The following is a 16,413-nucleotide window of genomic DNA, read 5'->3' as shown; positions in this document are numbered from 1 at the left end:
CTCCTGCTTGTCATCCGATGCGAGCGACGGGCAAGACCTTTTTCTCTAAAATGAACGGTAGATCAGAGCGGGAGGCTATAGAGATGAATCCAAACAATAAGCAAAAAACCGTGCTGCATGCGCAGCAAGTCCGTAAATCGTTTGGTGTCAGGGGCAATGTTCAGCAGGTGCTGAAGGGCATCGACCTACGCGTAACGGAAGGGGAATTTGTCGGCATTATGGGGCCGTCCGGGTCGGGGAAGTCTACGCTCATCAATGTCCTGGCGACAATCGATAAAGCGACGGAAGGACAAATAGTAGTCGAAGATGCGGACATTTCGAATATGAACAACGCGGAACTGTCCATTTTCCGGCGCGACAAGCTCGGTTTTATTTTTCAGGATTACAATTTGCTGGACACGTTGACCGTAAAAGAGAACATTCTGCTGCCCGTTTCGCTCGGTAAGATGAAGAAGCAAGCGGCGGAAGCCGAATTTCATACAATTGCTTCAGATCTCGGTATTTTGGAGATTGCCCATAAATATCCGCATGAAATTTCCGGCGGTCAGCGGCAGCGGACGTCTGCGGCACGCGCACTAATCCACCGGCCCTCTATCGTATTTGCGGATGAGCCGACTGGCGCGCTGGATTCGAAGGCAGCCTCCGCGCTGCTCGGCATGATGGAGGAGCTTAACCGGCAGCGCAGCATCACCATTATGATGGTGACTCACGATCCGGTAGCCTCGAGCTATTGCAGCCGCGTCGTGTTTTTGAAGGACGGTATGCTGTATTCCGAATTATATCGCGGCAGCAAGACGCGGCAAGCTTTCTTCAAAGAGATCATGAATGTGCAGGCCGTGCTCGGAGGTGACCACGTTGTCACTGTTTGAGCTGGTTATTCGCAGTATGCGGAAAAACATGAAACATTACTATCTGTATTTTTTCGCGCTTATTTTGAGTGCAACCCTTTACTTCGTGTTTGCTACCTTGCAGAACGATTCTTCCATTATGGCGGCGACATTCGGAGACGTACAATTCGCTTCGTTGTTTAAAGCGTCAGGGATTTTGCTGCTTGCGATTGCGGTCATATTCATGATTTATGCAAACAGCATATTTCTCAAACGGCGCAGCAGGGAAATCGGTCTCTATCAGCTGGTAGGCCTGTCGCGCAGAGAAGTGGGGCTTCTGCTCATTGCCGAGAATGTGTTCCTTGGGATGGGGGCGCTTCTAATCGGGATTGGCGCCGGTGCGCTCGTGTCGCGGCTTTTTTTGCTCATTCTGATGAAATTGATCGGTATCGAAAGCGTCATCACCCTCTCGTTCTCCAGCTCGGCTGCCATTCAAACCGCCAATGTGTTTGCCGTACTCATCGGCCTAACCTTGATCCAAATGCTGGTCAAAGTTTACAGCACCACGCTTCTCGAGCTGTTCAAGGCGGATCGGCAGGGCGAGCATCCGAAACAGCCCAAAGCGGCCTTGTCCGCTATGATGGGGCTGCTCGGCATTGCGTTGATCGCAACCGGCTATCTGCTTTCCGGCAAAACGCCCGGCCAGGATCTGTTCGCGCATTTGCTGACCATACTCGCCTCGACCATTCTCGGAACCTATCTGCTGTTTCGCGTAACGATAGGCTGGCTGCTCTACCAGGTTCGAAGGAGCAAGAACGGACAACTCGGATTGAATAACAGTTTGTCGCTGGCCCCGATCATGCATCGGATGAAAGCGAATGCGAACTCTCTCACGCTGATTACGATTTTGTCCGCGATGACGCTGACCATGGTGGCAATCGCTTATTCGCTTTACTATTCGGCCGAGAGCGAGTCCCGGGCTATGCTGCCCTACGATTTCATCTTTGAAAATAATGAGCGCGATGCGAAGTCATTTCGTGTCGAGCTGGAGAAGGCCGGAATTTCGTTTGTTCATCAACCTGTCGAGGCCGTTCGGCTGACAGGCGCTTTCGGCAAAGGGATGGAGGAGGGACGCAGCATCTTACTGCTCGCAGCAGAACAACTGCAGGCGAGCGGTGCCGATGTAGTCATGCCTTTGCAAGGCGAGGCCGTCTGGTACAAAGGCCAGAAGAAAGCTTTAAGCAAGGAGTCGGAAATGGCTGCTTTTCCTCAAGCGGTCGATTTTGGAGCAAGTGGGGGTCGCCTCAACATCCATGTGACCAAAGGCATTGATCGCTATGCGATGAACTACAGCGTGAACGGCAGTCAACTGGTCGTACCGAAGGCGACGCTGCATGCGATTCGCGAGCAGATGTCTGCTTCCCCCGAACAGGAAGCCTTACTCATTGATACCTACCGGATTGCGGTTAAGAGCGAGCGCGCAGCGGCATCCGGTTTCTATAAGAAATATGTCAAGGCAGATGAGTTCAGGCCTGACTTCTACGCGTATTATAAAGAGTCGCTTCGAAAATTCGGGCTGATCATTTTCATAGCAGGTTTTCTCGGTCTTATTTTCTTAATCGCGACAGGCAGCATTCTGTATTTCAAGCAGATGACAGAGGCGGAGCAGGAGAGGAAAAGCTATACGATTCTGCGGCAGCTCGGATTCGGCGAGCGTGAGATAATGGGCGGCATTATCCGTAAACAGCTGTTTGTGTTCGCGATTCCGCTGGCGATCGGGCTTGTCCATTCCATCTTTGCCGTAAAAGCAGCCTCCGCGCTGACGTTGTCGGACATCACATTTCCCGTAGTTATTGCTATGGCGATATACACGCTCGTCTATTTCGTGTTTGCCGCTCTCACTGTAGGTTATTATCGCCGTATTGTGAGGTTGGCGCTGTAGCAGGTTGGCGGTTCTCTACCTTAACATGGGAAAGTGAAAGATAGTTAGGATGAGAAAACAGGAAGAGCTGATTTGCTAAAAAAACTTCAAGCGTGGAGCGGTCGGGATTGGTGAATAACTCAATAGCGTTTTCCTTTCCTGCGTGCGAAGTATAGGCAAGGAACGAATGCTTACTATGTATGATAGAGGTTGGATTTCTCCCGACTGGCTGTCGGAAACCGGGATCGGCGATGGCAGCGAAAAAATGTGTTGACACAAAAGTGATTAGGCGCCATACTACATACATGGCAAACGATAAAAACGTAATGACGGATAATCATGCTGTTCCTTCACTTGTCCAAACGAAACGTCAGATTGAACGCTACGGGTTGAACGTCGATGCACAAGCCGTACTCGTCGCGTCTAGGCTGATGGCCGCCGGAGCCAAGCTTGAACATGCCGCGGAGATTCATTTTTCCAGATTCGGTTTATCAACGGGGCGGTATCGTTTATTGGCGGATCTTGAAGATCATCAGGGCGAAGAGCTGCCCTCGCAATTGGCGGAGCATCTTGGCGTAACGCGCGCTACCGTGACGGGGCTTATCGACAATCTCGAACGGGACGGTTACATATCGCGCCGAACCAGTTCGGCGGACGGCCGTCAGAAATCGGTCATCTTAACGGAGAATGGAGCGAGCAAACTTCGCGACATGGCTTTGGAGCACTTCGAGAGACTGGAAGCCATGGTCGGCTTGCTTACGGTCGAGGAGCGGAGTGTGTTTCTCGATCTGCTAGGCCGGGTGACGCAAGGCATTTCGGCATTGACCGACGATCCGGTCGCATCTAAGGGAAAGGGAAGCATACAGAAAGGGTAAAACGGGCTAGTCATGCTAGCCCTTATTTATCGCCATATGGTTAGGCGGCTAATTATATGGCGATATAAACAGCTGCAACACATCATGGACGAAAGAGGTGACAACATGAGCAATGTGAAGCATTCGCACAAAACGGATCCTGCTTATGCCCTTGCATCGGCTGGTTCCGAAGAGAAAGGTTTTGTGCTATGGCGCGAAGTGCTGATGGCCTATGTCTCGCCCGCCGTCATGGCAGGCATCGGGGGACTGATCACGGGCGACAGGAGCCTTCAGATCGCGGCATTGACCACGATTGGGGGAACGTCCGTGCTGATCGCATGGCTGTTGGGACTTTGGCTGCGTAAACGCGGGAGGAGCAAACGATGGTTTGTTGAGCCGCCTCGTTTGCTAGTCGTTGTCATGTTCGCGCTAGTCTGCGCTTCACTCGGCTTTTTTGCCGCATGGGTGACGAACAGAGTGCCGGATATGATTGGTTTGAGCGACTATTCGATTTGGTTTGATCGCGTCTGGATCGATTTTCCGTTATCCGGCACGATCGCAAGCTCGATCATGACATGGCGTTGGCGCAAGGTGTTCGAAGAAAATTACACATTAAACGGAGGAGATAGAAGATGATAGCGATTATTGGAGCAACTGGTATGATTGGGGGCGAACTTTTGAAACGTATTGCAGATCTTGGGGTGCCCGCTCGAGCGCTAAGCAGAGAACCGGAGAAGCTGCGCGACCGGCTCGGAGATGGAGGTAAGCCCACGATCGAGGTGGCAGCGGCCGATGCCGCCGATCCCGAATCGCTGCGCCGCGCGTTTGCCGGAGCGAAGCAGCTCTTCTTGGCCATGTCCAACAGCCCGAGACAGGCCGAAATGGAAACCTCGATCATTTGCCTTGCCGCCGAAGCCGGCATCGAGCATATCGTCAAAATATCCAGTCCAGCCTTCGAGGAACGTTCGCCAGTGGCAGTCGCCGGCTGGCATCGCAATATCGAATCGTTTTTGGACGAGTCCGGTTTGACTCGCACCGTATTGCGTCCCTATGCGTTCATGCAAAACTTGCTGCGCCATGTACCGACGATTACAGCTCAAGGTGCTTTCTTCGGAGTCATGGGCGATGCGCCTTGCAATTTCATCGATTGCCGGGATATCGCGGACGTTGCCGCAGAGGTTCTGACCAACCGGGAGGCGGCCGGACGTATTTATACGCTTACCGGATCGGAGATCTACAGCTATCCGCAGATCGCGGATAAGCTATCCGCCTTGCTAGGCAAGACGATTCGCTATATAAACGTTGAGCCTCAAGAGATGCTTCGCAATCTGATCGAGCGAGGGCACATGCCACCATGGCTAGCAAACCACATTGTGGAAATTCAGACGATGTCTACTTTGGTGCCAGAAAGCCCGACGGACGACGTCACGCGTTTGCTCGGCAAACAGCCCCGGACGCTGGACGGATTTCTGCAAGAGAATGCGGAAATATTTCGGTAGGCATCTGTAAATAGTGCGTTCTCCAAACCAAACCGTCTGAATCGGCTGACGCAGCCTTTAGGCGGTTTTTGCGATTAAAGCTATTCCGGTTCGCGTCATACCGCTACCATAACTGTACGACTAATATATTTTCAATCTTAGCTTCTTTAGCTGGATCAATTAAGGAAGGCTGCGGTTGCTGCGGTCATCTTTAATTTTATCGCTGTTCTATCCCATCGAATATCGAAAGGAGAAAATTTATGCCTCTTGCGGGCGGATTCGGTGCGTTTGGAGCAAGAGCCTCTGGCTATTCGATTCTAATACGGCATTTAATTGATGATGGTGAGCTTATACGGCTTTTGACAACAAGAACAGCCCTTTTTCATTCGATGCTAATATTTGAAAGGTTTGATGGATTAGGATATAAGCTTGTTGTGATTAGCTAATTTTCTCTCAAGATTGCGATCAGTAATTCTAGTTATTTGGAAAACGGCTCAATTCTTCGATTTATTACTCGGATGGTTGAGAGTTATGGTTGTTGTAATCGTCCTCTTTGGATTTGGACTCAAGTTCGAGGTTTTAAAGAATTATAGATTTTTTCTAACTTCTAATTTAATCAATGGGATTTTATACTAGCCTTGTTTTCTGGCCGGATCTAATATGGATTTGTAATAAAATGTTTACCGTTGGTTTTCCAATGGTAAGCATTTTTTTTGTTTGTTTTAAACGGAAGAGGTGCTTAGAAGGGAGTATTTATGATTATTCATCTCGTGAATAAATATACATTTTGGCTTTGGAGGATATTCTCATCAATAGTGAAAATCAGGCTAATACAACACCGTTCGGGGGAATGTCGTTCTCACTAACTCTGAAAATGGCCCTTGATAAATCAAGGTTTTCCGCAGCTATTTTCTCACTAATTTTGACGCCACACATTTCTATTTTCTGAAGATTTTCGGCGCCAGCTTTCCGGAATTCCCGCCACTCGTCGTGATGACTACTGTAAGAAATTCGGTGCCTGGATCACAATCGAGGAGTATACGGTCAAGAAACGGTAGGAGAACAAAGAAAAAAAGGCTGCCAAGTAATCAGCCTAATCGTTTCGAATTATCAAATAAACAATGAGTCCGACGATTGGGAAAAACAACAATCCAACCAAAACGATAATTGCAAATTCGCTGCTTTTCCCTCTTCTAATACTATCGCGGTATCCCCAAACGCAAAGAGCGATATGAAGTACAAAGAAAAATAATAGGAAGAAAAGAACTCCAAATAATGAAATTATCATTTAGATCACCTCGATTTCATTTGTATCTAATACGATGGAATCATCTGGAAGGTTGCAATCGAAAATTTATTCTAAGGAGAGAATAAATGAAAACTCAAGTAAAAGCAGCATTTCAAGATTTTAACTCTTTTTTTCTTTTCTTTTTCTTTTTCTTTTTTTAGTGCTTGATTCCAGGACAGACGCGCTAAATGCGAGGAGAGATAGCCCAAATGAATATGAAAATTCACATCCAGCGGCTAGCCCACAGGGGTTCATCTCTTTACACAGGCGGCGCTCAATAACCATCCGGGTCAGTCAAGTACTGATTTCGGTTTTGAGCCGTTTTTCTTTCTCTTTTCTATTTCCTATCTTCGGGATTTAAAGGAAGACGCTTCCTAAAAAGGGGATTGGAAATGTTAAGCGAATAATTATATACTGCATTCAATTCAAAATTCATAGAAAGATTTACAATGGTCCAATTAATATTGAAAAAGCCGTTATGCACACTTATGGGGGGCGAAAACGTGAAATTAAAAACAACTGTTTCGTTAATCATTACCGCTTGTTTAATACTGCCCTCGTTTACAATGGCTAAGGATTCGCTAATTGAAGATGCCAACTTAGAATCGGCCATTAAAAATAAATTAGAGGTGTCAGAACTAACCGTACAAAATTTGACTGACTTAAATTATCTATTAATTTATAAAGACTATGATATTAAATCTCTGAACGGCCTGGAGAATGCAAGTAATCTAAGTCAGTTTTTGATTCAGTATAACGAAGTTTCCGATCTCACACCTTTGCGTAACCTGAATAATTTATGGTTTCTAAGTCTAAATCATAACGAAATAACAGATATTACTCCTATTTCTAATCTCAAAAAACTTAGAAGTCTTGGACTAGATTTTAATAATATTGTTGATATTAGCGCACTCAGGGGACTAAGGCTTGGCAGCTTATCTTTGGAAAGCAATCCATATTTAAAAGATATTTCAGTGTTAAGTCAAGTTCAAAACATTCATAAACTCAACCTGGCGAATACCTCAATAACTGACCTGACTCCGTTAGAAAATCAACCTATTAATTCATTGAATATTAGTGATACGGAGGTCTCTGATTTAACACCATTAGAAAAAATCACAAGCTTAAATACTTTATATGTAAAAAACCTGCCTATGGATGCTCACGGGGAGGTAGTACTTGAGCGTTTAAAAGCTCGCGGAGTAGAAATCGATATCCCGCCCGATTATATCTCCAAAAGTATCATTAAAGTAAACGGAGAAAACCCAAATTTCGATGTAGCACCTATACTTTCATACGATCGGACGATGGTTCCGATGAGGAAGATTTTCGAACTACTTGGTGTTAGTGTGGGATGGGATGAAAAAACAAGTACTATAACTGCGGACAGTGGTACCACTAAAGTGAGATTTACAATCGGCTCTAGAAAAGTAACAGTGAACGATAGAGATTTGTATTTTGAAGTAAAGCCGCAGTTGTACCAAAATACAACTATGGTACCACTGAGGTTCATAACCGAAATTTTGGGGACGACAGTGGAATGGGATGAAGTAAACTCAATAATCAATATCAAATCAAAAGGATAATTTGCAACAAATATACATTCTGGAATATCACATCTATATAAATAGTAAAGGGAGAGGAACCATTCACACATGAAAATTTGTAAAATCCTAATAAGCATTTTGGTTCTGAGTAGTTTCTTAAGAATCTCAAATCTTGCTTTTGCCCAATCCTCTACCTACTTACCCGAAGACATGGGATTTGAATTAGATTGGACATTTACGGAGACTCCTCCGAAGCGACCGCAACCGAAAATTCTTAACCCAGAGAACTATGAGGTTAAATGGAAAATCGATAATCCCCTCATGTTTGGACTTGTACAGGATGCAACAGGAATACTATATACATCAGATTCAAAAAATGTTGTGCGCGCAGTTTTTCCTAATGGTAAAGAAAAATGGAATATTCATTTGGACATGGGAATAAAAAATTCCGTTATTTATTTGGTAGTGGGACAAGACGGGACAATCTATGCTCACAGCTCTGATCATTATACAGAAAATGGGCTATCATCGATTTATGCATTAACGCCCGAAGGAAAGGTAAAGTGGAAGCTTCAGTCCAGTGATATTTATAGTGATTTTGACAGCCAGTTTGCCGGTGACGCGCGTGGGAATTTGATTTACTTTTCAAATGAAGGATTAGTTTCTCGAAATTCCAATGGAGATGTAAATTGGGTCAATAAATCGATAACAAGTTCTAAACCGAATGACATTTCGCACACTTCTCATAGTGTAAGTATCTACTTGGATTCGCACAGCAATATTTATGTAGACTCCGCATTTGGCGAGGTAATCTCAATTGATTCTACAGGTATAGAACGATGGCGGACGAAGCCATTACCTTTTGTTACTAAGCACTTAGGCTTTCATCCATATTTCTCCGATCAAGGTCTATTGTATATATTAATTGAAAACGGACTACATGCTTTGAATGGTCAAAACGGCAGCATCGTTGATTTGTCGAAAAATATTGATTTAATGGATGTAAAGTCGGCAGGTGTTCCTTTCGATGGAGAAGGTGGATATTACTTTATCAATTGGGAGGGATTTCGAAAAATTACCAGCAGCGGCGCAAAAATTTGGGAGTATAAGCTCAGAGATTCAGAGAAAAATGGTCTTGGTTTCTTCAGAGAGCCGGTTACAGATAAAGCAGGAAATGTCTACTTCTCAACGGATGCAGGTAATATTATTGCTTTAAATAGCTCTGGGGAGGAAATCTTTGTATTTTTAAGAAATGGGTTTTGGTCTAAAATAACAAATGTTTTAATTGGGGCAAACGGGAATATTTATTCTACAAATCATGATATCGGTCTTGTTAGTTTTGGCAAAAAACAAATTCAAGTCTATAAAGATAATATTAGCCTTCCAGTCACATCCGATCCCATTAATGTCGAAGGAACCGTACTTGTCCCTTTTAGATCCTTATTCGAATCTTTTGGTCTAAAAGTTGAATGGGATCAAATTTCAAAAACGGTAACCGGCTCAAAAGAAGGGTTGACTATTCAATTGATCATTGGTGAAATGACAGCTTATGTAAACGGTCAACCACAAAAACTAGACGTTGCCCCTTTGATAAATGATGATTCAACATATGTTCCACTTCGATTTATTGGTGAGTCGATTGGAAAAAAGGTAAGTTGGAATGGAGAAAACTCGTCAATCAATATTGATCAATAAACCTTTATCGGGAATCTGCAGTTAGCCCAAATGATTATTGTATATTTATGCATTTAGTGAATCATTCAGTGTTCAATTTTTTTTCAATTAATTCTGAAACAAATGGTCATTTTTACCGCAGCGGATTTCATCTGACCTCCTTGATGAAAAATAGGAGGGGTGAAGAGAGAACAAAAGTGATTAAAGAAGTTGAACACCAGAATTTAATTATACTTCATGATGCAGATTGGAAAAAATTCAATAAGTCCCCAAGTGTATTTATAGACCGTATTCTCGATGGAGAATATGAGATTGATGAAGCAGATTGAATAGAATAGTTAGTTATGTCGTTCAACTAACGTTTTCGTGTTTTTACAATACAGGATTTTGTGATTTTGTTACATTGGGCGTAGGAAAACCTTGTACCATCTGTGTAATTCCATTCTGTAGAGAGAGGTAGTGAAACAATGAAACTAACGCAAATCCGATTGATGACCAATGATTTTCATAAGTGTGTTGTGTTTTATAGAGACGTGATGGAATTTCCTTTAGGAACGTACGCTGAGGGGATGCAGTTCGCATCGTTTAATACCGGCGAAACCAAAATCGAAATCTTTTCCCGTCATCAAATATCCGAAGTGATTGGCGAAAAAAATCTGTCAAACGACGTGGAGTCGCAATCGAAATTTCTACTCAGTTTTGCGGTGGATCAAGTCGATGAGGCTTACGTCGGTTTGAAACATAAAGGGGTATTATTTCTTAACGAGCCTCATGATCGAAAGGAATGGAATGCCAGAGTCGTACATTTAAAGGATCCCGATGGCAATGTGATTGAGCTATACAAACATCCGCTTTAATGGAGCTTACGAGGATTTATTCACCCAGTAACTTGGTGTATTCTTCTGGAGATTTTCCAACGATGGATTTGAAATCTTTAATGAAATGGGCTTGATCGTAATAGCCAAGATCCAGAGCAAGTTTTGACCAATTGGGAATTTTCCTGTTGGTCATTTTTTCTACCGCTTCATGAAGTCGGTAGCGTTGAATAATCCATTTGGGGCTGATCCCCACATACTGACGGAATAACAGTTGAAGCTGTCTCATTGGAATGGAGAAGCGGTTTACAATATCGTCAACTTTGACGATGCTTCTATCGGAAATGACACATTGGATGATCGTATGGATATAATCGACATGAATATCGGGTTCAGGTAGCCATTCCCGAATAAAAAATTCTACAAGAGGAATCATCTGTTCCACTGTTTCCTGAGCAAAAAGCTGTTGTTCCAATGCCTGACTGCTTATTCCGAAGGCTTCCCGGAACGGTACCATACGGTTTGTTATTTCTGAAACGGGATTCTTCAGAAAAGGATAATAGGCCCCGGGTCGGAATTTGACGCCGAAGACTGTACCTTGTTCCCGGAGAAGAACGGAAAATCTCCCCTTCATAACTCCTACAATCCGGGAGTTGTTTTTTTCAAAAACAAGATGAACGGAGGGATGAGGCAAGTTTTCCTGAAGATGCGGTTCTTGCCCTCGAAGATCCCAGCGGACGACCCAGTAATGTTCGATAAAATGGGCTACATCGGCGGAGGGCGAGTGAAGAGAAACTGAAAATTTGGGGTTTTCCTTATTTACATTTAACAGTCCGACGGGTTTGCCGAGTTTCGATTGCATCAGGAATCTCTCCAGGATAAAACAGTTTAGGGGGATTATTACGAATATTATAACATAACAGTCAGGCGTTTTATTTATGGAAATGAAAGACGCCCCAGCAAAATAATATGAGCATGATACCTTACTGTGACGGATCGGCAGCTGTTAAACTAACGGAGAACGATAGCTTAATTAACCACCTTTCATCAAGGTGGTTTTCTTTTAGCTAATAATCAACACTAGCCGCAATAAGTTGCTGTTAGGACCTTAAATCCTCCTGCAAAGCGATGCAATCGAACGGAACGCGACTTCTGCTCTAGCGGTCAGCCCATCCTTCATGAATGAAAAGGATGACCTTTCCAAATTAGGTGTGTTACAGTGAATAGAGAGGCTCGGTATTCGAGCCGGGGCTAGCCCTTCGATTCGCTATCCGAACGGAGGCTGCTTTTTTCTACGAGAACATCTAGAGAACTCGAGGTGATGGCATGCAATTTGACTGGCTTTATTCCTGGAATGTGGTGGATCTGGCGGCGGGATTGCTTGGTTGGCTCGCAGTGATCGGTCTGCTGATTCGCCAACGCCGAAAGCAAGAGACGAAGCTCCCTATCTGGAAGATGCTTCTGGTGGCACTCGCCGGCTTATTTTCGTTTTCATTCAAAATCCCTTTGTTCGGACAAATCGTGAATATCGCATTATTGCCGCTTGGCCTCTGGGTTCTGTATCTATTTCTACGAAATCGGTCCTGGCCGGACTATCGCAAATTTGCTTGGATTGGCTTCGCGGCAAACTACTTGTTTCTGGCGACGGCTCTGCTTGCCGGATTCATACACGGTTCCTTATACGACCGAAATGATCCTTCCACTTACTTGGCCAATCTGGAGGAAGCGAAGCTCGTTTCCATTCATCCGTCAGCGAGGGAGGCAACCTTCGAAGAAGAGCTGTTCGCGAGCTCGCTGGCAGAGGTGAAGGCTGCCGATATGTCGGGTACGCTGGAATGGCATTATGAATCGATACGCGAGGACGGCGCTCATTATCAGCAAGAACGGTTCCCTTATGCGCTGGTCGGAGCAGAAGCTCGCTGGGGGAGCGGTCTGCATGCCGCCGCTTACTTGGAAGCGGACGGAAAGGGATTATTGCTCGCTACAAAGGATCGTTATTACTACTACCGTTCTGAGACGCCGATGTTGAATAGGGAGGTAGAAGAATGAGAGGAAGAAGACTGTTGATAGTCCTAATCCTTATAATCGCGGCTGCGGTGATCGTCTTCTTCCGTACCTATGACGGTAAGCCGGGACCGCTTCCGAGTGAGGACGAAATCACAGCGGCGTTAAACGAGTACGACTCGGAAGCCGACGCGGCAGTCCTGCTCGACAGGGTTAGGCTGGCCGAAGAACATGTTTTTGTCCCTTTTATATCCAGTCAAGGCATTCACGGAATGGGATTCCTAAAATGGGAGAAGCGGAAGTGGAGCGTGACCAGGGTGGACATGAGCGGAAGGCCGGAGGTAAGAGTCACCGATCAATCGGATCCATCCGGCCGTTATGTGGTATGGAATAACAATCCTCTTGAGAAAGTGAAGGAATTCCGCTTCTACCTCATTCGGGATCGAAATGCCGGTATGTCGGACCGAGTGAATTATTATGTACCGCGCGTGCAAATGGAAGAGCTCGTCAACGTAACGGAGCATCCGTACGGAGCGATGCCGTTTCCAGAGGAATGGGCAGGCATCATGCGAGAGGACGACAAGCTCAACAAGGCGCCTGCCGTCGATTTCATGGACAATATATTCTCGCAGTTCTATTTCCGCCCATCCATGCTGTATGTTGGGTATCTTCCCGTCTACGCCGAAGATGCCCCTCCGCGCAGCGGCTCCTCCAAAAGCGGCGATGAGGATACGGAGTTTATGATGATTATGAACGAGACGGATTTGGAGAAGCCACAATGATTCATAGAGGTTGATTAATGACCGGTCAGAGCGAAACCAATAATAGCACCAGCGTTGCCTGCCAGCATACTTCCAATTAAAGCCCCACCAATTTGACTAGAACGGGATGTTTTTGTCACCAGCCTGTATATCTACGTCATCTCAGATCTAGATACATTCGTTGAAGCAGATCATCACCGTTTGAAACACCGTGGTAATGTAATATGGAATGAAGATAAGGAATTTAAGCGATGGGAAAAGAGGATGGAATGGCGGACCGGCGTAGCTGCCATACCGCTTCGCCAATATCCTCGCGCTCCGAGGTCTTGATGCCCGAGGGCTGCGTTTGGCAGAACATGGGGCGTTTTCATCCCGATAACCGGACGTTAGACTCATTGTTTCAAGAGCGTGCCGGTGAGTACAATAATAGGTAACACACCGTTAAAAGATATTTTAATAGATAGATGCGAGGCGTTGACGGATGCGGCGAGATCAGCCCACGGACTGCGCAGAAAGGCGGGAGACGATGAACACCATGCAGGAAGAAGCGCTGGAGGAAATGAAAACGGCGATCCGGGAATGGTTTGACGAGCAGGAAAACCGCAAGGATGCAGAGGCAGCGGTCAAGCGTACCACGCTACAAGCGGGCCTATTTAACGGCGTTGAGCTGGATTATCGGCCGGGCAGGACCATCGTTGACGGTTTGCACTTTGGATGGCATGATGCGGACGGCAAGACGATGAAGGCTTCTCCTTTTACGCGAGAAGAGATTTTGCATGCGGTTCGGCCTCTGCTTGCCGAAATGGTGAAGGAGAAGCTGGACAAGCTGAAGACGTCGCTGTTGATCGATTACCGGTTTACTATGGAGGGAACCTTCGCCGCGGCAGACGGGCCTGTGAAAGTAACGGTGCTGGAAATCGTCTGCGAAGAGAAGAAACGACAGCTTCTGGAGCGGATTCAATCCTATATCGAGAACAAACTGGAAAAAGGCGCTTACCCGACAAAGCCGTTGGAAACCTTCTTTTTGACGCGTCATCTGCTGGACCCGCATTTATTTCCTGAACCGGATACCGCTAGGACGATTGCTTTATTCGACCGGATTCAGGAGCTGAATAAAGGACGGACGCAAGCGCTGGCCGAGCATCGGCGCGACATCATACAAGCCTTGACCGGCTGGTCGGAGGAGGTTTTCCTGCCGCGTTACTACGATGTCGTTCGGTCGGAATACAGGGGCAACGAGTATGCGATCAAACCGGGTGCCGCTCTGGAGAACAAAGAAGAGCCGAATCAGCCTATCGATCTGTTGTTGTACGGCGCCGTGATGATTCTTCGTTACGAGCCGAGCTACAGCAAAAGCAAAGGCCAAACGTTTCTGGAACTGGCCGCGCAGCTTGGCAGCGGCAAAGCCGGGCGCATGCTGAAGGAGGGCAGCGGGAGCTTCCCGCAAGAGGATGTCCAAATGCGGCATGAGCTCGTAGAATGCCAAGCGAACGATGTTTTTGCTCTCATTGCGATCGTTATCCGCAAGGAAGAAGCGGAGGCCTATGAACGGGCGATTACGTTTATTCTCTCCCTGCTCCGAAAGGACTTCCCTAAAAGCTACAAAATCAAGCTGAAATCAAGCAGAAGAGAAGCGCTGCCTGTCAAGGGGCTTGCCAAATCGGACACGCACCGTTTCTTCGCGAATGCGCTGGCGTACTCCGAGCTGCATCCGTTATTGGAGGAATACGCTCGCGAAGCCATGGAGGAGTATGAATGGTACGGCGACACGGAAGGCGAAAGCAGCGTCATGCCGGGCAGTTATGCCGTATTCGGGCTGGGTCTTACGGATGAGCGGTTCTTTCCGCTCGTGGAAGCTTACATGGCCCTAGTGGATGACGAGCATCAGTTGGCGCATGATAAGTTCACAGCCGTTTTTGCCGAAACCAACGGCGTAACGGAGCGTTCGCTTCCCGCCGTGGTCGCCTGCCTGCGTCGTTCCCACGATTCGCTAAAGCTTAAGAAGCTCCAACAGGAGCTGGAAAGCGAAGACAAGCTGTCGATGCTGCTGCAGCATGTAGAACCCTTGCCGGATTACGAGGTTGAGCGGGTGCTGTACCCGATCTGGGGCAAGAAGGAGAAGCTGGCTGCATTAGCCCGCAAGGCGCAGGAGCCGCGCAAGGGGCTTTTATTGAGGCTGCTGGAGCGTTTATAAACTGGGTATCCGCAACGTCCCGAACGATCGGGTGCATCAAATCGCTCAAGACGCTTTGAAACGAACAGAACGGAGACTTCGCAATATTGGTATTCAATGAATCCACGCTTATTCAAGCGGGGATTTTTTATTTCCGTGTAGTTTCTGCACCAATATTGCGGATATATTGCCCACTACAATCTTTACGGCTTCAGAGAGGAATACCGCGGGTTAAACGGGATGATTCACATGCTCGAACAGCTGCCAAGGAAAGGGGGCTTTTGCTAAGGACAATGCGGTTCTCCTCACGAATAAATGGCCAATGAAAAGTTTATTCAATTGTTAACCTGTACTGATTATTTTGGTTGACAATTGAGAATGGATAAGACTATAATGCATCTGCATCTATTTGATCCGACTCAAGTAGATCAATGATAGGGAGCATTTTACATCATTCGAATACATCCCTTACAGGTACAAATCGGAGGTAGCCAAGTGAGAACACAATTGAAGACAAAGGAAATCGTATTCGCTGCATTGTTTGCTGCATTCATGGCTGTACTAGGAATGATTCCACCGATTCCGTTAGGTTTTATTCCTGTCCCTGTGACTGCACAGACTCTTGGCGTTATGCTTGCAGGCTGTTTTTTAGGAAAGAGGACCGCCGCTGTGAGCTTAATCTTGTTTATCATCCTGGTTGCGCTGGGTTTGCCGATATTGTCAGGGGGGCGCGGGGGCATGGCTGTACTTATTGGACCGTCTTCAGGGTACATATTTAGCTGGCCGATCGCCGCATTTCTGATTGGATACACAGTAGAAAAGATCTGGCCCAAGCTCAGGCTTTGGAAGCTGGTTACAATTAATATCCTGTTTGGCGTGCTCCTAGTCAGCCTGATTGGAGCTCCGGTTATGGCACTTGTTACGCATACATCCATCTGGGCAGCACTAATCAGCTCGGCTGTTTATCTACCGGGCGATATTATGAAAGCGATTATAGCAGCGGCGGTGGCATTCCAGCTGAAAACTATCAGTCCTATAGAGGAGAAGGCGCAATAGTTCACAAGAAAAATT

General features: G+C 46.3%; 15 protein-coding genes. 13 read left to right on the top strand and 2 right to left on the bottom strand.

All coding sequences use genetic code 11. From position 1 onward, the window contains the following. Window positions 1–83 precede the first annotated feature (83 nt). From DQG23_RS09880 to DQG23_RS09860, 5 genes are all read left to right on the top strand, one after another. Window positions 84–869, top strand: coding sequence for an ABC transporter ATP-binding protein (locus DQG23_RS09880; RefSeq protein ID WP_113030657.1), 786 nt, complete (start codon window positions 84–86; stop codon window positions 867–869). Further along, on the top strand, window positions 847–2,769 hold the full coding sequence (locus DQG23_RS09875; protein WP_238177823.1) for an FtsX-like permease family protein: 1,923 nt from the start codon (window positions 847–849) through the stop codon (window positions 2,767–2,769). Before DQG23_RS09880 ends, DQG23_RS09875 begins: the two co-directional genes overlap by 23 nt. Before the next feature lie 284 nt (window positions 2,770–3,053). Next, window positions 3,054–3,623 (top strand): MarR family winged helix-turn-helix transcriptional regulator, encoded by a 570-nt coding sequence (locus DQG23_RS09870; RefSeq protein ID WP_113030655.1) that lies wholly within the window; start codon window positions 3,054–3,056, stop codon window positions 3,621–3,623. Between the two features lie 105 nt (window positions 3,624–3,728). Continuing rightward, complete coding sequence (locus DQG23_RS09865; protein WP_192894571.1) at window positions 3,729–4,238, top strand: hypothetical protein; 510 nt, start codon at window positions 3,729–3,731, stop codon at window positions 4,236–4,238. Next, on the top strand, window positions 4,235–5,101 hold the full coding sequence (locus DQG23_RS09860; RefSeq protein ID WP_113030654.1) for an SDR family oxidoreductase: 867 nt from the start codon (window positions 4,235–4,237) through the stop codon (window positions 5,099–5,101). Before DQG23_RS09865 ends, DQG23_RS09860 begins: the two co-directional genes overlap by 4 nt. A 1,072-nt stretch (window positions 5,102–6,173) precedes the next feature. Here the strand turns inward: DQG23_RS09860 and DQG23_RS09850 are convergent. Further along, window positions 6,174–6,368, bottom strand: a complete 195-nt coding sequence (locus DQG23_RS09850; protein WP_113030652.1) for a PLDc N-terminal domain-containing protein — start codon at window positions 6,366–6,368, stop codon at window positions 6,174–6,176. 503 nt (window positions 6,369–6,871) lie between these two features. Here DQG23_RS09850 and DQG23_RS09845 point away from each other — a divergent pair. The 4 genes from DQG23_RS09845 to DQG23_RS09835 all read left to right on the top strand — a co-directional run bounded on the left by DQG23_RS09845 (window position 6,872) and on the right by DQG23_RS09835 (window position 10,446). Next, on the top strand, window positions 6,872–7,954 hold the full coding sequence (locus tag DQG23_RS09845) for a stalk domain-containing protein (RefSeq protein ID WP_158560376.1): 1,083 nt from the start codon (window positions 6,872–6,874) through the stop codon (window positions 7,952–7,954). A 69-nt stretch (window positions 7,955–8,023) separates the two neighbouring features. Beyond that, the gene (locus DQG23_RS09840; RefSeq protein WP_113030650.1) at window positions 8,024–9,610 is read left to right on the top strand and encodes a stalk domain-containing protein; all 1,587 of its coding nucleotides are present in this window, start codon (window positions 8,024–8,026) and stop codon (window positions 9,608–9,610) included. 176 nt (window positions 9,611–9,786) lie between these two features. Then, window positions 9,787–9,918, top strand: a complete 132-nt coding sequence (locus DQG23_RS43405; protein ID WP_272949039.1) for a hypothetical protein — start codon at window positions 9,787–9,789, stop codon at window positions 9,916–9,918. Window positions 9,919–10,056: 138 nt separating this feature from the next. Next, window positions 10,057–10,446, top strand: a complete 390-nt coding sequence (locus tag DQG23_RS09835; RefSeq protein ID WP_113030649.1) for a VOC family protein — start codon at window positions 10,057–10,059, stop codon at window positions 10,444–10,446. A gap of 16 nt (window positions 10,447–10,462) precedes the next feature. Here the strand turns inward: DQG23_RS09835 and DQG23_RS09830 are convergent, their stop codons facing one another. Next, window positions 10,463–11,266 carry a helix-turn-helix transcriptional regulator gene (locus DQG23_RS09830; protein ID WP_113030648.1) on the bottom strand — a complete coding sequence of 268 codons (804 nt, stop codon included), beginning with the start codon at window positions 11,264–11,266 and terminating at the stop codon, window positions 10,463–10,465. A 464-nt stretch (window positions 11,267–11,730) separates the two neighbouring features. Here DQG23_RS09830 and DQG23_RS09825 point away from each other — a divergent pair, with 464 nt between their 5' ends. From DQG23_RS09825 to DQG23_RS09810, 4 genes are all read left to right on the top strand, one after another. Continuing rightward, window positions 11,731–12,453, top strand: coding sequence for a hypothetical protein (locus DQG23_RS09825; RefSeq protein WP_113030647.1), 723 nt, complete (start codon window positions 11,731–11,733; stop codon window positions 12,451–12,453). Then, window positions 12,450–13,190 carry a hypothetical protein gene (locus tag DQG23_RS09820; protein ID WP_113030646.1) on the top strand — a complete coding sequence of 247 codons (741 nt, stop codon included), beginning with the start codon at window positions 12,450–12,452 and terminating at the stop codon, window positions 13,188–13,190. Before DQG23_RS09825 ends, DQG23_RS09820 begins: the two co-directional genes overlap by 4 nt. A gap of 505 nt (window positions 13,191–13,695) precedes the next feature. After that, window positions 13,696–15,363, top strand: coding sequence for a DUF6138 family protein (locus DQG23_RS09815; RefSeq protein WP_113030645.1), 1,668 nt, complete (start codon window positions 13,696–13,698; stop codon window positions 15,361–15,363). A gap of 486 nt (window positions 15,364–15,849) precedes the next feature. Then, complete coding sequence (locus tag DQG23_RS09810) at window positions 15,850–16,398, top strand: biotin transporter BioY (RefSeq protein WP_113030805.1); 549 nt, start codon at window positions 15,850–15,852, stop codon at window positions 16,396–16,398. Window positions 16,399–16,413 lie beyond the last annotated feature (15 nt).

The organism is Paenibacillus contaminans, from assembly GCF_003285015.1.
GTDB classification, from domain to species: domain Bacteria; phylum Bacillota; class Bacilli; order Paenibacillales; family NBRC-103111; genus Paenibacillus_V; species Paenibacillus_V contaminans.
This window is presented reverse-complemented; position numbering and strand designations above follow the sequence as displayed.